Below are 18,323 nucleotides of genomic sequence, written 5' to 3' on the forward strand. Positions count from 1 at the left end.
CTCGTCTCGACGGGCCCGTCACCTCGCAGGAGGTGTCGGGCCTTTCGTGTGTCATGGGACCGCTTGTTGCGTTTTCCACTGTCCTCGCATCTTCCGCGGATTCCAGTAGGCTTGCCGCCAGCGGTAATCAATCGGGGGTGTGAGTGACTTCGAACGAGCGAGGCGTCGCGGCGCCGAAGGTAGTGCTGGTCACCGGCGCGAGCCGCTTCCTCGGCGGATATCTCGTCACCAGACTTGCGCAGAACCCGGCTGTCGAGCGCGTCATCGCCGTCGACGCACAGTCACCGAGCAAAGACCTGTTGCGACGCATGGGCCGCGCGGAATTCGTGCGCGCCGACATCCGCAACCCGCTGATCGGCAAGGTCCTCCGGAACGCCAACGTGGACACGGTGGTGCACGCCGCCACCATCACCAAACCGCCCCGCTCGGGTGGTCGCGCCACGATGAAGGACCTCAACGTCATCGGCGCCATGCAGCTGTTCGCCGTGTGCCAGAAGTCTCCGTCGGTACAGAAGGTGGTCCTCCGTTCCTCGTCCTCGGTGTACGGCTGCAGTGCGAAGGATCCGGTGAAGTTCACCGAGGAGATGAGCGCCAGGCGGCCGCCGTCCGGAGCATTCGCCCGGGACACGATCGACATCGAGGGCTACATCCGCGGCCTCGGTCGGCGACGCCCGGACATCGCCGTGTCGATCCTGCGGATGGCTCCGCTGATCGGTCCACGACTGAACGGGTCCATCTCGCGATACATGACGTCTCCGATCATTCCCAGCATCATCGGCCGCGACGCGAGGATGCAGCTGCTGCACGAGGAGGACGCACTCGCCGCGCTCGAACGAGCCACCGTCAGCGGTCCCGCGGGCACCTTCAACGTCGGCGCAGACGGCACCATCATGCTGTCGCAGGCCATCAGACGCGCAGGCCGTATCGAGGTACCCGTCCCGTTCGCGCTGTTCAAGAGCGTCGGGCGCGCCCTCATGGGATCGATGATGCGGGAGTTCACAACCGAACAGTTGGACTACTTCCACTTCGGCTGCGGACTCGACACCACTCGTATGCGATCGGACCTCGGATTCGAGCCTCGATGGACTACGGTTCAGGCATTCGACGATTTCGTTCGAGGCGCGGCGCTACGGCCGGTACTTCGCACGGAATGGGTCGATTCGGTGGAACAGCACGCACTGCGCGCAGTCGACGGCGGCGCTGCCGTCACCAAGGCAGCACTGACGGCTGTGTCGGGTTCAGGACGGGAGGGGTGAACGAGGTGGCGAAGGTAATCCCGCTGCACGGCACCGGTTCCGGACGCGACGGAGCCGGTCGAGAGCGCGCCGCCCGCGCACGTGCCGACAACAACCGTGCCGATACCGGTGCGGCGAGCAGCCGTAGCAGACACCCGTCGTCGTACGCCGAGCCGACGCCGCCGATCCCACTGCTCACGCCGACCGAATCCACGGCCCACCCCACCGCGGCGACGGAGCCGTCACAAATCGACGACGTCAAGGCGAAGATCGTCGACACCATCTCGGAGACAGCGGAATTCGTGCGCCGCCGTCTCGCGGGCGATTACACGGTCGACGAGTTCGGATACGATCCTCATTTCGCCGACGCCGTCTGGCTGCCGCTGCTGCGACCTCTGTTCGACAAATGGTTCCGTGTCGAGATCAAGGGAATCGAGAACATCCCCGACGACGGTGGCGCGCTCGTCGTCGCCAACCACGCAGGGGTCATTCCCGTCGACGCGCTGATGACGTCGGTCGCCGTCCGTGACCACCATCCTGCGCACCGCCCGTTGCGAATGTTGGCCGCCGACATGGCGTTCGAGATGCCGGGCGTCGGAACCATCGCTCGAAAGGCCGGGCACACCCTCGCCTGCAACCCGGACGCAGAACGTCTGCTTCGTATGGGTGAGGTCGCTGCGGTGTTCCCCGAGGGGTTCAAGGGCATCGGCAAGCCGTTCAGCGAGCGGTACAAGCTGCAGCGGTTCGGTCGCGGCGGATTCGTGTCCGCCGCTCTGAAAACCGGTGCGCCGATCATTCCGTGCTCCATCGTCGGTTCGGAGGAGATCTATCCGAAGATCGGCGACATCACGCCGCTCGCACGTCTGATGGGTATGCCGTACTTCCCGGTCACGCCGTTCTTTCCGCATCTCGGGCCGCTCGGTCTCGTTCCGTTGCCGTCGAAGTGGTACATCGAATTCGGTAAGCCGATCTACACCGACTCGTACGACGCGCAGGCGTCGGAGGACCCGATGGTGTTGTTCGAACTGACCGACCACGTCCGTGAAACCATCCAGCACACCCTGTACCGACTGCTGGCCAAGCGCCGCAATGTCTTTCTCGGGTAGGCAGTAACCTCGCCGGTGTGCTGATCAGAGACACCGTCACCGAAGATCTCCCGTCGATTCTCGACATCCACAACGACGCCATCCGGAACACGACGGCAATCTGGGACGAAACCGAAGTCGGTCTCGACGAGCGGATGGACTGGCTCGACGGCCGACTCCGCGCCGGATACCCCGTGCTCACCGCAGTCGTCGACGGCGCAGTCGCGGGGTATGCGTCGTACGCGCAGTGGCGCCCGAAGAGCGGATACCGTCTCACCGTCGAACATTCCGTGTACGTCGGTAGCGACTTCCACCGTCGCGGAATCGCCAGCGCCTTGATGGCCGAACTGATCGCCCGGGCATCCGCCGCGGGGATCCATGCGCTCGTCGGGGTCATCGAATCACGAAACACGACGTCGATAGCGCTGCACGAGAAGTTCGGATTCGTCACCGTCGGGCAGATGCCCGAGGTCGGCATCAAGTTCGACCGGTGGCTCGATCTCACCTTGATGCAGTTGACGCTCTAACGCCTGCTCAGGCTCGGCGGCGGCCGATGACCGCGGCGAGGCCGCCGCCGACGGCACCGAGCGCGAGGGCCGTCGGGACGCCGATCTTGGCCGCCTTGCGGCCGGTGCGGAAGTCGCGGATCTCCCAGCCCCGATTCTTCGCCAGCTCGCGCAGGTCCGCGTCGGGATTGACTGCAACTGCAGTTCCGACGAGCGAGAGCATCGGCACGTCGTTGTGACTGTCGGAGTACGCGGTACACCGCTTGAGGTTGAGGCCCTCGCGTACGGCCAGGGTGCGGACGGCGTGAGCCTTGCCGAGACCGTGCAGGATGTCGCCGACGAGCCTGCCGGTGAAGATGCCGTCGTTGCTCTCGGCCACGGTTCCCAGCGCGCCGGTGAGACCGAGGCGTTCGGCGATGATCTGGGCCAACTCGAGCGGGGTCGCGGTCACCAGCCACACCTGTTGGCCGGCGTCGAGGTGCATCTGAGCGAGTGCTGCGGTGCCCGGCCAGATCTTGTCCGCGATCAGTTCGTCGTAGATCTCCTCGCCGAGCAGACGCAGCTCCGCGGTGGAGCGACCCTTGATGAAGGACAGCGCCTTCTCGCGGCCGCTCGCGACGTCGTCGCTGTTCTCCTTGCCGCTGACCCGGAACTTGACCTGCTGCCAGGCGAACTGCGCTAGGTCGCTACTGGTGAAGTACTTGCGCGCTGCGAGCCCGCGCGCGAAGTGAATGATCGACGCACCCTGCACCATCGTGTTGTCGACGTCGAAGAACGCTGCCGCGGTGAGGTCGAGTGGGACCGAACCTCCCGACTCGGCCTGCAGCGCTATCGCAGCATCGGCACTGGCCTCGCCTGCGACATTCGCGCGCACCTGTGCATCCGACGGACCGAGTGGATTACGGAGTCGCCGCTTGCGGCGCTTGTCCTCCCGCGGATGCTCCGTGTCGACCATGACCTCGTCCGGCACCTCGGTGATGGGAAGGTCGGGCGTCTCGGCGCTCGTGTCCGGGTCGCTGCTCCCGAGCGGGCCGTCAGGAGTACTTCCAGGCGTCTCGGAACCCCCGTTGCTCATCACGCGCACCTCCATGTTCGAGCACTGCCCCAAACCCTAGTCCGTAGCTCTCCGCGGGGAATCCCTCGCACTCGGTCACCCCCACCGAGGACCTGCAGGCTCCACTCACGTGCGACCGGGTCGTTCCTGCAGGCTCCACTCCTGTACGACCGGGTCGTTCCCGCAGGCTCCACTCCTGTACGACCGGGTCGTTCCCGCAGGCTTCACTCCTGTGTGACCGGGTCGTTCCTGCAGGCTCCACTCCTGTGCGACCGGGTCGTTCCTGCAGGCTCCACTCCTGTGTGACCTTCGTCTCTCTACTGTGGGTGAGAGGGTGGACGGTATGACTACAGCTGGTCCCACCGTGGTTCTTCTCACCCGAGCCGGATGTCACACATGTGTGGCCGCCTTCGAGCGATTGGTGGCGGTCTGCAGCGAGTTCGGGGTGACGCCGACGTCCACCGACGTCGACGAAGTCGCGAAAACTATGCCTGACCTGCGCGCGGAGTACGGCGACCGCGTCCCTGTCGTGCTGCTCGACGGCCGCGAACACAGTTACTGGGAGGTCGACGAACCACGTCTACGTGCCGATCTCGCAGCCAGAAGGGCACCCTAATAACGGGCCGTCGGTGCTCGCTTTGCAGGTGAGAGCCCCTCTAGCACGGATGCAGCGACTTTGTTCATTCGTTCACAAGCAGTTACCGTGGTGTCGGCGCAGGAATGGAACTGCGTGCAGTTTCTGGTGAGAGAAGCCCGCGGATCAGCGTGAAGACCGGCCGTCGCAGCCGATCGGACGAGGAGCCATGAACGTGACCGAAGAGCGCCCGGCCATGCCGGCTGGTGTCGACCGGTCACCTGGTGTCGATCCAGCCCGATCGGGCACTGCCGAACGGGTCATCCCACAGGCTACGGTGACGCGATTGGCCACCTACTTGCGGGTCCTCGGAATCCTCGCCGACGACGGCGTTCTGATCGTTTCGAGTGAAGAACTCGCCACTGCCGCCGGAGTCGGATCGGCCAAACTTCGCAAGGATCTTTCTTTTCTCGGGCCCAACGGTGTCCGCGGCGTCGGTTACGACGTTCTGCGACTGCGCGCCAAGATCGAGACCGCACTGGGACTGGACCGCGGGCACAAGGTGGTGCTCGTCGGCGTCGGAAACCTCGGCGAGGCCCTCGCCCGCTACGGAGGATTCGGCCGTCGTGGCTTCTCCATGGTGGGTCTGTTCGACCGCAACCCCGAGCGGGTCGGCCTCGACATCGACGGACTCCGCGTCCAGCACGTCGACCGGCTCGAAACGTCGTGCCGTGAACTGGAAGCGACCATCGGCGTCATCGCCACCCCCGACGATTCGGCCCAGGACGTGGCGTCGGCGTTCGTCGCCGGCGGAGTCCAGAGCATCCTCAGCTTCTCTCCGGTGACGCTGGACGTTCCCGACGCAGTGGAGGTCCGTCGCGTGGACCTGGCCGTCGAGATGCAGGTCCTGTCGTTCAACAGCTCCCGCAACGACGCGTCCACGCTGTCGGCAGCGCCGCGGCTCGGCAGAAGCAGAGGCCCCCGCGTCACGCCCGGTTCTCTGGCAAGTTCGGCGCAATCCGCGCTCGGTACCCCGGTAAGTAGTTCGGCAAGCAGTAGCTTTACACAGAACGGATCGGTGATTACACCGTGAGTGTCCTCCTCGTCGGGATTTCGCATCGAAGCGCTCCCGTCGCAGTCCTCGAGCGTGTCGCCATCACGGAGACCGACCGTCCGAAGTTGACGGACAAGCTGATGGCCAGCGGAAACATATCCGAGGTCATGGTCGTGTCGACGTGCAACCGCGTCGAGGTCTACGCCGTCGTCGACGCCTTCCACGGTGCGCTCGCATCGGTGGGGGAGATCCTGGCCGAGCACTCCGGTCTGATGGTTCCCGAGCTGACCAAGCACGCCTACGTTCGCTACAGCGAAGCCGCTGTGGAGCACCTGTTCGCCGTCGCCAGCGGACTGGACTCGATGGTCATCGGTGAACAGCAGATCCTCGGTCAGATCCGTGCCGCGTACGCGGCATCCGATGCCTCGCAGGCGTCGGGACGTGTTCTGCACGAACTGGCCCAACAGGCACTGCGTGTCGGCAAGCGTGTGCACTCCGAAACCGGGATCGACGCCGCAGGCGCATCCGTCGTGTCGGTGGCGCTCGACCGCGCCGCCGCACTGTTCGGCGGCAGCCTCGAAGGCCGAACCGCTGTCGTGCTGGGCGCAGGGGCCATGGGCGGGCTGTCCGTGGCTCATCTCGGTCGGGCCGGAATCGGCTCGCTGGTCGTCGTCAACCGCACTCGTGAGCGTGCGGACCACCTGGCCGAGACCGCGGTGTCGGCCGGTGTCGCAGCAACCTCCGTCGACCTCGACGACCTCGCATCCGCCCTCGCCGATGCAGACGTGCTCGTCACCTGTACCGGCGCGGTCGGCGCCGTCGTCTCGCTCGCGGACGCCCACCACGCGCTCGCGCAGCGAGAAGCAGGCCGGCCGCTCGCCGTGTGCGACCTGGGACTGCCCCGCGACGTGGATCCGGCAGTCGCAGGACTCCCCGGAATCAGCGTGTTCGACATGGAGTCGCTGCAACGCGACCCCGCAGCCGGAGCGGCCTCGTCGGACGCGTCGGCGGCCCGCGAAATCGTGTCCTCCGAGCTTTCCGGCTACCTGGCGGGCCAGCGGCTCGCCGAGGTGACGCCGACGGTCACCGCGCTGCGCCAGCGCGCAGCGGAGGTCGTCGAAGGCGAGCTCATGCGTCTGGAATCGAGATTGCCCGGCCTGGACTCACCGCAGCGCGACGAGGTCGCGAGGACGGTGCGGCGCGTCGTCGACAAGCTTCTTCACTCTCCGACGGTCCGGGTCAAGCAGCTCGCCACCACCCCGGGTGGGGACTCGTACGCGGCTGCTCTGCGCGAACTGTTCGAGCTGAGTCCGGGCACGGTCGAGGCCGTCGCGAGCCCGATCGAGATCAACGGAATGGAACTCGTGGACGACTTCACCGCCAGCCGCACCGATGGTCGGAAGGGACAGTCGGAGTGAGCGTGAGTGAAAAGAACGTCGTTCGGATCGGAACGCGAGGGTCTCTGCTCGCCACGACGCAGGCCGAGACGGTCCGTCAGGGCTTGATCGCAGCAGGCCTCGACGCCGAACTCGTCATCGTCAAGACCGCGGGCGATCTGTCCGCTGCTCCGGTGCAGACCATCGGCGTCGGTGTCTTCACCGCCGCGCTGCGCGAGGCTCTCACCGACGGCAAGGTCGACATCGCGGTCCACTCCTACAAGGATCTGCCGACCGCACCCGACGAGCGTTTCGTCATCGCGGCAATCCCGCCCCGCGAGGATCCGCGCGACGCACTCGTCGCACGCGACGGCCTCGTTCTCGGCGAACTGCCCGCAGGCGCGAGGATCGGAACTTCGGCGCCGCGTCGCGCGGCGCAACTTCGAGCTCTGGGGCAGGGGCTCGACGTTCAGCCGCTACGCGGAAACCTCGACACCCGCATCGGCAAGGTCGCCTCGGGCGAACTCGACGCCGTCGTCGTGGCTCGGGCCGGACTGGCCCGCATCGGCCGCCTGGACGTCGTCACCGAGGCTCTCGACCCGGTCCAGATGCTGCCCGCGCCCGCTCAAGGTGCCCTCGCCGTCGAATGTCGGTCCGCGGACGTCGACCTCATCGAGGTGGTCCGCACACTGGACGACGCCAACGCGCGGGCATCCGTCGCCGCGGAACGTGGACTGCTGGCCGAGCTGGAAGCGGGATGCACCGCTCCCGTCGGAGCCATCGCCGAGGTCGTCGAATCCATCGACGAGGACGGGCGAGTGTTCGACGAGTTGTCGGTCCGTGGATGTGTCGCGGCAATCGACGGCAGCGACAGCATCCGAGCGTCCATCGTCGGCGCAGTGTCCGGCGCCGAGGAACTCGGTCGCGATCTCGCCCGCGAACTCCTGGACCTCGGTGCCCGGGATCTCGTCGCGGTGACCGAACCTGCACCCGCAGCCGGTTCCGCCGCTACCGGGGGAGCCGACCATGTCTAGGTCCATCACGGCTCCGACACGCGGACGAGCCAAACGCAGGGCCCCTCGGCCACCTGTGCGCGGCGGCGCGATAGCGACCGCGCGACTGATACCGAAACGGGGCCCGGCAACCCCGCTCGAACTGCATTACCCACACAAGACAGCACTGGAGAACAACCGATGAGCCCAGTCCGCAAGAACGCAAACGGACGGATCCTGTTCGTGGGATCGGGGCCGGGAGATCCGGCTCTGCTCACAGTCCGCGCACGCGAAGTGCTCGGCGCAGCCGAACTCGCCTTCACCGATCCCGACGTCGACAAGGGTGTCGTGGCGCTGGTCGGCAACGACCTCCCGCGTGACCCGGAGACCGGGGAGAACGGTGTCGACGTCCGTCCCGCCCTCGGTGAGCCCGCCGAGGTCGCGAAGACTCTGCTGGCCGAGGCCAAGAACGGCCACGACGTCGTCCGTCTCGTGTCGGGTGATCCGTTGACGACCGATTCGGTCATCGCCGAGGTCGCTGCCGTTGCTCGCACCCACGTTCAGTTCGAGGTCCTGCCGGGTCTCCCGTCCGGATCGGCTGTTCCCAGCTACGCGGGCATGGCCTTGGGCTCCGGTCACACCGAAGCCGACGTTCGCGGCGAGGTCGACTGGGCTGCTCTGGCGGCTGCTCCCGGCCCGCTGGTTCTGCACGCGACGTCCGGCCACCTCGCCGAGACCGCGAGTGCGCTCACCGAGCACGGGCTCGCCCCACAGACACCTGCCGCGATCACCGTTCGCGGCACCACCCGTCAGCAGCGGACCGTCGAGGCCACCCTCGCGACGCTCAACGACGCGGGCAGCGAACTCGTCGGCTCGCTCGTCGTGACCGTCGGAAAGGTCGTTTCGGGCCGAAACAAGATGTCCTGGTGGGAATCTCGGGCGTTGTACGGGTGGACCGTGCTGGTGCCTCGGACGAAGGATCAGGCCGGTGAGATGAGCGATCGGCTCGTCACGCACGGTGCGATCCCGATCGAGGTTCCGACCATCGCCGTCGAGCCGCCGCGCAGCCCCGCGCAGATGGAACGCTCGGTGAAGGGCCTCGTCGACGGCCGCTACCAGTGGGTCGTCTTCACCTCCACCAACGCCGTGCGCGCAGTGTGGGAGAAGTTCGAGGAGTTCGGGCTGGACGCTCGCGCGTTCTCGGGCGTCAAGATCGCCTGCGTCGGTGAAGCAACCGCGGACAAGGTCCGTTCGTTCGGAATCAACCCCGAACTGCTGCCGTCGGGTGATCAGTCCTCTCTCGGCCTGCTCGAGGACTTCCCGCCGTACGACGAGGTGTTCGACCCGGTCAACCGAGTTCTGTTGCCGCGTGCCGACATTGCCACCGAGACCCTTGCCGAGGGCCTGCGTGAACGTGGCTGGGAGATCGACGACGTCACCGCCTACCGCACGGTGCGTGCAGCGCCGCCGCCCGCCGAGACCCGCGAGATGATCAAGACCGGTGGATTCGACGCCGTGTGCTTCACGTCGAGCTCCACGGTCCGCAATCTCGTCGGTATCGCCGGAAAGCCGCATGCGCGCACACTCGTCGCGTGCATCGGGCCGAAGACAGCCGAGACGGCGGTGGAATTCGGTCTGCGCGTGGACGTGCAGCCGGAGACCGCGCAGGTCGGTCCGCTGATCGAAGCGCTCGCCGAGCACGCAGCTCGGCTGCGCGCCGAAGGCGCACTGCCTCCTCCCCGCAAGAAGTCCCGTAGGCGCTGAGGCCGGTGTTTCCCGTAGACCGTCCCCGCAGGCTCAGGCGTACCCCGGCGCTCCGGCGCCTCGTCGCCGAAACGTCGCTGCAGCCACGGCACCTGGTGCTGCCGATGTTCGTCGCCGACGGTATCGCCGAGCCTCGTGAGATCTCGTCGATGCCCGGAGTCTTCCAGCACACGCTCGATTCGTTGAGCGCAGCCGCGGAGGAGGCTGTCGCGGCAGGCGTCGGTGGTGTCATGCTGTTCGGCGTGCCGAAGGCGGAGGACAAGGACGCCGAGGGTTCCGGCGCGAGCGATCCGGACGGCATTCTCAATCGCGGTCTGAGGCGGCTGAAGTCGGATCTGGGCGATGCGACGGTCATCATGGCCGACACGTGCCTCGACGAGTTCACCGACCACGGTCACTGCGGTGTCCTCACCGAGGACGGCGCGGTCGACAACGATGCGACGCTGACTCGTTACGTGGACATGGCGCTATCGCAGGCCGATGCAGGGGCACACCTGCTCGGACCGAGCGGAATGATGGACGGGCAGGTCGGCGTCATCCGTGAGGCACTCGACGCCGCCGGGCACCGCGAGATCGGACAGTTGGCCTACTCGGCCAAGTACGCTTCGGCGTTCTACGGTCCGTTCCGCGAGGCCGTCGGCTCGTCGCTCCAGGGCGATCGCCGTACCTACCAACAGGATTCGGCGAACCGCCGCGAGGCCGTGCACGAGGTGGAGTTGGACCTGAACGAGGGCGCGGACATGGTGATGGTCAAGCCTGCGATGTCCTACCTCGACATTCTGCGCGACGTCGCGAACATCTCGTCCGTTCCGGTTGCGGCGTACCAGATCTCCGGCGAGTATTCGATGATCACCGCGGCCGCCCAGAACGGGTGGATCGACCGCGACGCGGCAATCCTGGAGTCGTTGACCAGCATTCGCCGTGCAGGCGCAGACGTGGTGTTGACCTACTGGGCGACGGAAGCGGCGGGCTGGCTGTGAGCAATGACGGACAACGCCCGCCCGAGCCCGACTGGGCGCGCTGGGAAGCCGAGCACGGCCCCGTGGGATTCGACGCCATCCCGCCGCAACAGCCCGCGGCCCGCAGTTCGGCTCCTCTGGACATCGAGACGTCACGGCATCTGTGGTGGGGTGTGACCGCGCTCGGGTTGATCAGTTTGATTCTGACCCTGGTGATGGTGAACTCCGATCGCACGCCGTTCGCCCAGCAACTGGTCGACGACGTGGCGAGACAGGATCCGTCGCTGCCGCTGACGCTCGAATCCGCGGAAAGTTACCTGACCGGCGCCCTGGTGTTGATGGCCGTCATCGGCATCGCGTTCGCGGGGCTGTTCCTGTACTGGGTGAACAAGATGCGACTCGGACGGCTCTGGGCGAGAACCGTGCTCACCGTCATCGGAACCGTCACGGTGGTGCTCGCCGTCCCGCAGCTGTTCGCCTTCGGTGTCGACGGTGGAGCCATGCAGATCGTCATGAGCGTCGCGGGCATTCTGCAGGGTGTTCTGGCGGGCGGCGCGGTGTATCTGATGCATCGCAAGGAGTCGCAGGCGTACTTTCTGGCGGCGCGGAAGCATTGACACTCGGCCGATGCTCCGCGTGTCACATCAGCCACATGCGTCACATGTGACTACGATCACGCGATGGGGGAACCCGTCGAGTAGATCGGACATCTCATGGCCCTATCCGAAGTTCCCGAGCCCGAACGCGGCCGTCCGCTGTGGGCGCTCCTCGGCCTGCTCACCGCCGTCTCGGTGGCTGTGCTGATCGTGAGTATGGGGTTGAGTGCAGCCTGACCTGGTGATTAGGGTGAGCACCCGAGCGAGTGTACGGTAACAATTGTCACTGCAGATGCCCGTGCGTCAGGATGAGGTGAACCCATGGTTCAGGCAAGTTCGAGGCGGATCGCACCACCCGTCGAGCGCACGATTCCCGTCGAACACGGTGTCACCCGAGAGCTCTTCCTGATCGCCCTCGTGGTTGCCATGGGCATCCTCGCATCGGTCGCAATCGTCATTCCGGCGCTCGTCTCGCACTGAAGATTCGCGCGGCGGTTCTCGGCCGACCCACTGTGGTTCGATCACACACAACCGGGCACTATGAAATCGTGAATTCGGACAAGGCCGCACGCCCGCGCGTCGTCACCGCTGCATACCTGCTGTGGCTGATCGCTGCGGTACTGCTCGTCTTCGTCGCGTTGATCACGCTGACCGTGCCGGTGGACCAACTACGCACCTCTCTCGCCGACGAGGGCAACACACCCGCTCAGATCGATTCCTACCTCGGCACCATTCGTCTTCTCGGTGCAGGCTGCGGACTCCTGGGCATCGTTCTCGGATTCCTCGCCGGACCCGTGCGCGCCGGACACGCAAGGATGCGGGCCGTGTCCGTCCTGCTGTCGTCGGTCACCGTTCTGCTGCTCCTCGTGGTGGTCTTCGTTTTCGGTCTGTTCTCCGAACTACTCGCAGTCGCCCTCGTCCTGATCGCCGCCTGCGTGGTGATCTACCGCCCCTCGGCGACACCGTGGTTCGCCCATGACTGACTCGAACGACGCGCTGTTCGAAGAGCCGGGAGCTCGGTGGCGATCGCTGCTGTGGGGGCCTGTCTTCTGCGCTGCGGTACTGGTGTTCGAGCTGCTGACGGGGCCTGTCGTCCACTGGGTCGCGCTCGCAGTGGTTGCCGTCGTGCTGACGGGCTTCACCTACGTTCAGGTCAGCGCAGCTCGCCGCCACGTCAGCGTGGCCCTCACGGCGACCGAGCTTCGCCAGGGCACCGAAAGGCTGCCCGTGGCGGACATCGCCGTCGTCTTTCCGGCGCCCGAGTACGCCGCGGGTGAATACGAGCCGAAGAAGTGGGAAACCGCCCGGGTGCTGGGTGAGCTCACCGGCATCCCCCGCCGACGCCACGGCGTCGGGTTGCGCCTGATGGGAGGCGGCCTGGTTCAGGCCTGGGCGAAGGACGACGACGGCTTACGAGAGGCCCTGGAAGAAGTGGTGGTGAACGGCCCATGAGATCCGCGGTGGAGGTGCTCGGTGCCGTGTTGTTGTTCGCGGTGGCCGTCGTGTGCTGGAACCTCGGTGCGACGGAACACCTGTTCGCGGCCACGGACGAGGGCGCGCCCGAATTCGTGGCGGTTCGGTACTCCGGTTCCTGGACAGCGGCCGGTGCTGCCTGCGTGACCGTCGCATTTCTACTGCTGGTCGACGCAGTCAGAGTTCGTTTTCAGGGGCGTTCCCATACCCGGTAGGGGTATCATCGGCGGCATGAGTAGTTACACGAGCGAGCAGGACGATCTGCTGAAGCGGCTACGTCGCATCGAGGGTCAGATCGCCGGCATCTCGCGCATGGTCGCCGAGGATCGGTACTGCATCGATGTACTGACCCAGGTCTCGGCGGCAACCAAAGCGCTGCAGTCCGTCTCGCTCAAGCTGCTCGACGCGCACCTCGCGGGGTGCGTCGTCGAGGCTGCCAAACGTGGCGGTCCCGACGCGGACGCGAAGGTGAAAGAGGCATCGGACGCCATCGCACGGCTCGTTCGGTCCTGAAGTCGCAGCCAACGGAAAGAAGGTGTCGAGCGTGGAGAACAGTTACATCGTCGAAGGAATGACTTGCCAGCACTGCGCTGCGTCGGTGTCGGAGGAGATTTCCGAGATCGGTGGCGTGACCGGAGTGACGGTGGACGTGGCGTCGGGCAAAGTGGTGGTGACCAGCGATGCTGCACTGGAACGAGAATCGATCGCCGGTGCGGTGAGCGACGCGGGATACCGTCTCGTATCGTAGAAATGTCCGGTTTACCGGCCGCGGTTCGTGGTACAGGTCATAGATCATCCCTGCTCGCTTTCGAGGAGACGATCTGTGAACAAGTTGCTGGCCGGTACCGGAATCCTGGTGACCAGTCTTTCTCTGACACTCGCGTGTTCGACGGGGGCGGTGGCTCAGCCCCCGGAGGGCGGCGTCGGGTTGACCGTCACCACCGAGCTCGACGGGCTCGCCCGGCCGTGGGACGTCGTCCAGGCCCCCGACGGGACGATCCTCACCGGTGAACGTAGCGGCAGATTCGTCGTCAAGCGGGCAGACGGGTCGGCCGGTGAAGTCGCGGCGAATCTCGACGACCTCTACGCCCAGGGTGAGACCGGGCTGATGGGAATCGAACTGGCCCACGACTTCGAGCAATCGCGGGCACTGTTCACGTGCCAGGGCGTCGAGGGAGCCGGCGTCGACACCGGGAGCGCGGCGCCCGGTAGCTCGCAGGCCGGAAGCGGCAATCACATCGAGGTCGTCCGGTGGACCGTCGACGAGGCATGGACGACGTTGACGCGGGACCGGGCCATCATCGACGACATCCCCGTCGCGTCCAGTGGCAGGCACGGCGGCTGCCGGATCCTGGCCGCACCCGACGGAACCCTGTACGTTGGCACCGGAGACACGGCGTCCCCGTCGGTGCCCCAGGATCGGAACTCGTTGGGCGGCAAGGTGTTGCACGTCGACGCTGTCGATGGCAGCGCCGCAGCGGATGCACCCGGCCGCATCTACACCCTCGGGCATCGCAACGTTCAGGGTCTCGCATTCCAACCCGGCACCGGCCGCCTGTACGAGGTGGAACAAGGCTCCACCCGCGACGACGAACTGAACCTACTGGTCGCGGGCGGAAACTACGGCTGGAAGCCGGACCGGAACCCGTTGATCTACGACGAGTCGGTCCCGATGACCGACCCCGATCGCGTTCCCGGCGCCATCGACGCGGTCTGGAGCTCGGGCGAGCCGACCATCGCCACCCCCGGCCTGACGTTCGTCGACGGTGCAGCATGGGGCGACTGGTCCGGCGCCGCAGTCATCTCCAGCCAGCAGGGCGAAAAACTGGTGTTCCTGAAACTCGGCGCCGACGGAATCACCGTCGAACAGGAAGTGGACGCGCTCGAAGGCGAGTGGGGCCGGCTCCGCTCACTCACCTCCACGGGCGACGGGTCGTTCCTGCTCACCACCGACAACGGCTCGGGTGACCGAATCCTCCGCGTCTCACCGGCCGGAGCCTGACCCACGGTCTCCCGGAGCCCCCGTTTTCGAGACCGAACGTGCCGTTCAGTCACTTGAAGTGACTGAACGGCACGTTCGCTCCGGTGCGAAGGCGGGTGTTCAGGCCTTGCTGGGGTTCGAGGCGGACTCTTCGTCGCTGCCGGCCTGGGGGTGACCGAGCATGGCTGCGCCGAGGAGCTGTTCGGGAACGCCGAAGCCTTCGACGAGTTCGAGGGCGTGCGGACGGAGGGTGCGGCAACGTTCGTTGATGCCGCGGGTGACGGCTTTGGAGCGTTCGGTGGAGAGGTAGCGGTGTTCGATGAACCACGCCTTGTCTTCTTCGATGACCGACAGTGCGTAGAGGTCGCAGACCTGCTCGAGTAGTTCCTTGGCTGCCTCGTCCTCGCAGGAGGAGATGCCGGCGACGAAGGCTTCGAGGATGATCCGATCGATGTGTGCGCTGGCTGCGTGCAGCACGTGGTCCTGCACGGCGTTGAAGGCGTCGAACGCGCTCGTTTCCTTAGATTTGCTCTGCAGCCTGCGGGCGACGGTGGAGAGCAGGTAGTCCTCGCGGTCCTCGAACATCTTGACCTGGGTTCCGCGGTTGAACAGGGAGCCCTCTTCCTCGTTGTCCTGGCGGGTGTCGAGGATCGTCTGCATGATCGTCTGCGCCGCAGTGCGTTTGACGACGCGATCACCGGCGAACTCTGCGGCGAACCGCACCCATTCGACGGGGCTCATGGACTTGACGTCGTCGGCGTACGCGGTGAGCAGTTCCTTCGCCACGAGCTGCGTGAGCACGTGATTGTCGCCTTCGAACGTGGTGAACACGTCGGTGTCGGCCTTGAGGGATATCAGCCTGTTCTCCGCGAGATAACCTGCGCCGCCGCATGCTTCACGTGCTTCCTGGATCGCCCTGGTGGCGTGCCAGGTGTTGGCGGCCTTGAGGCCGGCGGCTCGGGATTCCAGTTCGCGCTGCTCTTCGGCATCGGGGTTGTCCGAGGTCTGCAGCTCGTGCAGTTTGGCGACCAGTTCGTTCTGCGCGAACTGCAACGCGTAGGACTTCGCGATCAACGGGAACAGCCGGCGCTGGTGCACGAGGTAGTCCATGATGAGCACCTCGTCGTCGGACTTCGGTGCCGAGAACTGCCTGCGCTGCAACGCATATCGCGTGGCGATGTCGAGGGCTACCCGAGCTGCTGCGGCGGCGGACCCGCCGACCGTGACGCGGCCACGGATCAGCGTTCCGAGCATGGTGAAGAAGCGACGGCTCGGGTTCTCGATGGGCGAGGAGTACGTGCCGTCGGAGGAGACGTCCGCGTACTTGTTGAGCAGGTTGTCCCGCGGAATGCGGACGTTGTCGAACATGATGCGGCCGTTGTCGACGCCGGGCAGTCCGCCCTTGTACTGACAGTCCGAGGTGGTGATGCCGGGGAGGTCGTTGCCGTCCTCGTCTCGCAACGGGACGAAGAAACAGTGGACGCCGTGTCCTTCGGGTTCCTCGCCCGGGCCGGCGGTGATCAGCTGCGCGAACACTGCGGCCACCGTTGCTGTTTCGGCTGCACCACCGATGTAGTCCTTGCGGGACGACGGTGTGGGGGAGTGGACGACGAACTCGTCGGTCTCACGGTCGTAGGTTGCCGTCGTCTCGAGCGACTGCACATCGCTGCCGTGACCGGTCTCGGTCATCGCGAAGCATCCGAGCAAGTCGAGGTCGATGAGGCGCCGTACGTAGGCGTCGTGGTGACGCTCGGTGCCGAGGTTCTCGATGGCGCCGCCGAACAGTCCCCACTGGACTCCGGCCTTGACCATGAGCGACAGGTCCGACATCGCGAGCATTTCGATCATGGTGACCGCGGCTCCGACGTCGCCGGTGCCTCCGTGCTCTTTCTTGAAACCATCGTCCGCTGCACCGTGCTGGGCCAGCAACTTGAGTTGCTCCAGCGCCTTGGTGCGCGCGATCACGGTGTTGGGGGTGTAGTGAGGACGGAATTCGTCGCGAACCAGTTGAGCGCGCGCTTCGTTCTTCACGTCGCGCCAACGGCCGTCCAATGTGTTACGCAGATGCTCCGAAGTGGTTGCCATACTCGACGGTAACCTACGGATCCGGCTCGCTCAGGCGGGCCACAGATATTCGCGGCCGAACTTGCGCAGCCGAGACCAGAACTTGCTGCGCCCGTAGGGCCCGTCGCCGAAGACCGAGGCGCCGTTGTCCTCCAGTGCGCGGGTGACGAGAGGGCTGTAACCGTCGAACTCGCGGATCAGGTGCTCGCGGAACCCGTCGGGCCACGAATACCGGGCCGGCTCGTGTTGTGCCTCCATGCAGGCGAGTGTAATGCAGACGTAACACGGGTGTTACATATTCCACTTGCCCGGCTTCGCCCCCGAACGAGAACGGACACCAGCTTGGACGCAGCGCAGATCGCCGCAATCGACGCGCAGCACGTGTGGCATCCCTACGGTGGATTTCCCTCTGCGACGTCGCCGCTCGTCGTCGCGGGCGCATCGGGTGTCCGGCTGACGCTCGCCGACGGGCGCGAACTCGTCGACGGAATGAGTTCGTGGTGGGCGGCGGTGCACGGATATCGCCATCCGGTGCTCGACGCGGCCGCGCACGCCCAGATCGACCGGATGAGTCACGTGATGTTCGGCGGGCTCACGCACGAACCCGCGGCGCGGTTGGCCGAGCTGCTCGTGAGCATCACCCCGGACGGTCTCGACAAGGTCTTCTTCGCCGACTCCGGTTCGGTGTCCGTCGAAGTGGCGGTCAAGATGTGCATCCAGTACTGGCGGAGTCTGGGCAAACCGGCCAAGTGCAGGCTGCTGACCTGGCGCGGCGGCTATCACGGCGACACGTTCGCGCCGATGAGCATCTGCGATCCCGACGGTGGGATGCACTCGCTGTGGTCCGGCGTCCTCACCCGGCAGATCTTCGCGCCCGCCCCGCCGATGCAGTTCGATGCCGGCTACCTCGGGCAGTTCGAGAACATCCTCTCGGCGAGGGCCGACGAGATCGCGGCCATCGTCGTCGAGCCGCTCGTGCAGGGCGCGGGAGGCATGCGTTTCCACGATCCGAGGTATCTCACCGAGCTACGGAGGATGGCCGACGAGCACGATGTGCTGCTGGTGTTCGACGAGATCGCCACGGGATTCGGGCGTACCGGTGAGTTGTTCGCCGCCGATCACGTCTCGGTCGCTCCCGACGTGATGTGTGTGGGCAAGGCGTTGACCGGCGGGTACATGACCCTGGCGGCGACACTGACGACATCGCACGTCGCCGAGGTCATCAGCGGGGGTGAGGCGGGCGGGCTCATGCACGGCCCGACGTTCATGGCCAATCCGCTCGCGTGTGCCGTCGCCGTCGCCGCGGTGGAGCTCCTGCTGGGACGTGACTGGAGGTCCGAGGTCGCGGGCATCGAGACGGGCCTGCGCGACGGTCTGGCCGGGGTGGGGGATCTGCCGGGCGTCGCCGACGTTCGTGTGCTGGGCGGGATCGGCGTCGTGGAGATGGACGAGCCCGTCGACATGCAGCGGGCGACCGATGCTGCTGTCGGCGAGGGTGTGTGGCTCAGGCCGTTCGGGAAGCTCGTCTACACGATGCCGCCGTACGTCTGCGCGGCCGAGGACGTTGCGCGGATCGCGCGTGCGATCGGGGCCGTCGCGCGAACTTGAAC

21 protein-coding genes are annotated in these 18,323 nt (G+C 66.1%); 18 read left to right on the plus strand and 3 right to left on the minus strand.

All coding sequences use genetic code 11. The features are described from left to right. Positions 1-143 precede the first annotated feature (143 nt). From CH292_RS07735 to CH292_RS07745, 3 genes are read left to right on the plus strand one after another with little or no spacing between them, the layout of a single operon-like run. Positions 144-1,256 (plus strand): NAD-dependent epimerase/dehydratase family protein, encoded by a 1,113-nt coding sequence (locus CH292_RS07735; protein ID WP_170947532.1) that lies wholly within the window; start codon positions 144-146, stop codon positions 1,254-1,256. Beyond that, entirely contained in the window at positions 1,253-2,341 is a 1,089-nt protein-coding gene (locus tag CH292_RS07740; protein WP_019666510.1) for a lysophospholipid acyltransferase family protein, read from the plus strand. The genes CH292_RS07735 and CH292_RS07740 overlap by 4 nt, the downstream gene beginning before the upstream one ends. Positions 2,342-2,358: 17 nt before the next feature. Further along, positions 2,359-2,847 carry a GNAT family N-acetyltransferase gene (locus CH292_RS07745; RefSeq protein WP_019666509.1) on the plus strand — a complete coding sequence of 163 codons (489 nt, stop codon included), beginning with the start codon at positions 2,359-2,361 and terminating at the stop codon, positions 2,845-2,847. 7 nt (positions 2,848-2,854) lie between these two features. On the opposite strand, the gene CH292_RS07750 is transcribed toward CH292_RS07745, so the two are convergent. Then, positions 2,855-3,781, minus strand: a complete 927-nt coding sequence (locus CH292_RS07750) for an HAD family phosphatase (RefSeq protein ID WP_230594353.1) — start codon at positions 3,779-3,781, stop codon at positions 2,855-2,857. Positions 3,782-4,223: 442 nt separating this feature from the next. On the opposite strand from CH292_RS07750, the gene CH292_RS07755 reads away from it, so the two are divergent. From CH292_RS07755 to CH292_RS07815, 14 genes are all read left to right on the plus strand, one after another. Continuing rightward, on the plus strand, positions 4,224-4,496 hold the full coding sequence (locus CH292_RS07755; protein WP_026348038.1) for a glutaredoxin family protein: 273 nt from the start codon (positions 4,224-4,226) through the stop codon (positions 4,494-4,496). A 187-nt stretch (positions 4,497-4,683) separates the two neighbouring features. Beyond that, positions 4,684-5,547, plus strand: coding sequence for a redox-sensing transcriptional repressor Rex (locus CH292_RS07760; RefSeq protein WP_094627673.1), 864 nt, complete (start codon positions 4,684-4,686; stop codon positions 5,545-5,547). Further along, positions 5,544-6,926: a glutamyl-tRNA reductase gene (locus CH292_RS07765; protein WP_019666505.1), complete on the plus strand. Its 1,383-nt coding sequence runs from the start codon at positions 5,544-5,546 to the stop codon at positions 6,924-6,926. Before CH292_RS07760 ends, CH292_RS07765 begins: the two co-directional genes overlap by 4 nt. After that, positions 6,923-7,918 (plus strand): hydroxymethylbilane synthase, encoded by a 996-nt coding sequence (hemC, locus tag CH292_RS07770; RefSeq protein ID WP_019666504.1) that lies wholly within the window; start codon positions 6,923-6,925, stop codon positions 7,916-7,918. The genes CH292_RS07765 and hemC overlap by 4 nt, the downstream gene beginning before the upstream one ends. A gap of 159 nt (positions 7,919-8,077) precedes the next feature. Then, complete coding sequence (locus CH292_RS07775) at positions 8,078-9,640, plus strand: bifunctional uroporphyrinogen-III C-methyltransferase/uroporphyrinogen-III synthase (protein ID WP_020112525.1); 1,563 nt, start codon at positions 8,078-8,080, stop codon at positions 9,638-9,640. Positions 9,641-9,645: 5 nt separating this feature from the next. Next, positions 9,646-10,620 carry a porphobilinogen synthase gene (gene hemB, locus CH292_RS07780; protein ID WP_037143698.1) on the plus strand — a complete coding sequence of 325 codons (975 nt, stop codon included), beginning with the start codon at positions 9,646-9,648 and terminating at the stop codon, positions 10,618-10,620. Further along, positions 10,617-11,216, plus strand: coding sequence for a hypothetical protein (locus CH292_RS07785; RefSeq protein WP_033188647.1), 600 nt, complete (start codon positions 10,617-10,619; stop codon positions 11,214-11,216). Before hemB ends, CH292_RS07785 begins: the two co-directional genes overlap by 4 nt. A gap of 300 nt (positions 11,217-11,516) precedes the next feature. After that, positions 11,517-11,675 carry a hypothetical protein gene (locus CH292_RS28850; protein WP_179275275.1) on the plus strand — a complete coding sequence of 53 codons (159 nt, stop codon included), beginning with the start codon at positions 11,517-11,519 and terminating at the stop codon, positions 11,673-11,675. Between the two features lie 68 nt (positions 11,676-11,743). Next, the gene (locus CH292_RS07790) at positions 11,744-12,178 is read left to right on the plus strand and encodes a hypothetical protein (protein WP_033188646.1); all 435 of its coding nucleotides are present in this window, start codon (positions 11,744-11,746) and stop codon (positions 12,176-12,178) included. After that, a complete protein-coding gene (locus tag CH292_RS07795) occupies positions 12,171-12,647 on the plus strand; it encodes a hypothetical protein (RefSeq protein ID WP_094654438.1) in 477 nt (158 codons plus the stop codon). The genes CH292_RS07790 and CH292_RS07795 overlap by 8 nt, the downstream gene beginning before the upstream one ends. Continuing rightward, complete coding sequence (locus CH292_RS07800; protein ID WP_094654439.1) at positions 12,644-12,883, plus strand: hypothetical protein; 240 nt, start codon at positions 12,644-12,646, stop codon at positions 12,881-12,883. The genes CH292_RS07795 and CH292_RS07800 overlap by 4 nt, the downstream gene beginning before the upstream one ends. A gap of 16 nt (positions 12,884-12,899) precedes the next feature. Continuing rightward, on the plus strand, positions 12,900-13,181 hold the full coding sequence (locus tag CH292_RS07805; protein ID WP_019666495.1) for a metal-sensitive transcriptional regulator: 282 nt from the start codon (positions 12,900-12,902) through the stop codon (positions 13,179-13,181). Between the two features lie 22 nt (positions 13,182-13,203). Further along, positions 13,204-13,416, plus strand: a complete 213-nt coding sequence (locus tag CH292_RS07810; protein ID WP_019666494.1) for a heavy-metal-associated domain-containing protein — start codon at positions 13,204-13,206, stop codon at positions 13,414-13,416. A gap of 75 nt (positions 13,417-13,491) precedes the next feature. Next, entirely contained in the window at positions 13,492-14,670 is a 1,179-nt protein-coding gene (locus tag CH292_RS07815) for a sorbosone dehydrogenase family protein (RefSeq protein WP_020112518.1), read from the plus strand. Between the two features lie 99 nt (positions 14,671-14,769). Here the strand turns inward: CH292_RS07815 and CH292_RS07820 are convergent, their stop codons facing one another. Further along, a complete protein-coding gene (locus CH292_RS07820) occupies positions 14,770-16,734 on the minus strand; it encodes an acyl-CoA dehydrogenase (RefSeq protein ID WP_019666492.1) in 1,965 nt (654 codons plus the stop codon). A 30-nt stretch (positions 16,735-16,764) separates the two neighbouring features. Beyond that, positions 16,765-16,971 carry a hypothetical protein gene (locus CH292_RS07825; protein ID WP_033188642.1) on the minus strand — a complete coding sequence of 69 codons (207 nt, stop codon included), beginning with the start codon at positions 16,969-16,971 and terminating at the stop codon, positions 16,765-16,767. Between the two features lie 84 nt (positions 16,972-17,055). Between CH292_RS07825 and CH292_RS07830 the strand changes: the two genes are divergently transcribed. Then, positions 17,056-18,321: an adenosylmethionine--8-amino-7-oxononanoate transaminase gene (locus CH292_RS07830; RefSeq protein ID WP_094654440.1), complete on the plus strand. Its 1,266-nt coding sequence runs from the start codon at positions 17,056-17,058 to the stop codon at positions 18,319-18,321. The last annotated feature ends 2 nt before the right edge of the window (positions 18,322-18,323 follow it).

Origin of the sequence: Rhodococcus sp. 14-2470-1a, assembly GCF_002259425.1 — a bacterium.
GTDB classification, from domain to species: Bacteria; Actinomycetota; Actinomycetes; order Mycobacteriales; family Mycobacteriaceae; genus Rhodococcoides; species Rhodococcoides fascians_E.

Excerpts from the sequence above, each read along its gene's own strand:
- CH292_RS07755 (WP_026348038.1), top strand. The coding sequence starts at position 4,224 with ATGACTACAGCTGGTCCCACCGTGGTTCTTCTCACCCGAGCCGGATGT.
- CH292_RS28850 (WP_179275275.1), top strand. The coding sequence starts at position 11,517 with ATGGTTCAGGCAAGTTCGAGGCGGATCGCACCACCCGTCGAGCGCACG.
- CH292_RS07775 (WP_020112525.1), top strand. The coding sequence starts at position 8,078 with ATGAGCCCAGTCCGCAAGAACGCAAACGGACGGATCCTGTTCGTGGGA.
- CH292_RS07800 (WP_094654439.1), top strand. The coding sequence starts at position 12,644 with ATGAGATCCGCGGTGGAGGTGCTCGGTGCCGTGTTGTTGTTCGCGGTG.
- CH292_RS07825 (WP_033188642.1), bottom strand. The coding sequence starts at position 16,971 with ATGGAGGCACAACACGAGCCGGCCCGGTATTCGTGGCCCGACGGGTTC.
- CH292_RS07750 (WP_230594353.1), bottom strand. The coding sequence starts at position 3,781 with ATGGTCGACACGGAGCATCCGCGGGAGGACAAGCGCCGCAAGCGGCGA.
- CH292_RS07820 (WP_019666492.1), bottom strand. The coding sequence starts at position 16,734 with ATGGCAACCACTTCGGAGCATCTGCGTAACACATTGGACGGCCGTTGG.
- CH292_RS07795 (WP_094654438.1), top strand. The coding sequence starts at position 12,171 with ATGACTGACTCGAACGACGCGCTGTTCGAAGAGCCGGGAGCTCGGTGG.
- CH292_RS07805 (WP_019666495.1), top strand. The coding sequence starts at position 12,900 with ATGAGTAGTTACACGAGCGAGCAGGACGATCTGCTGAAGCGGCTACGT.
- CH292_RS07760 (WP_094627673.1), top strand. The coding sequence starts at position 4,684 with ATGAACGTGACCGAAGAGCGCCCGGCCATGCCGGCTGGTGTCGACCGG.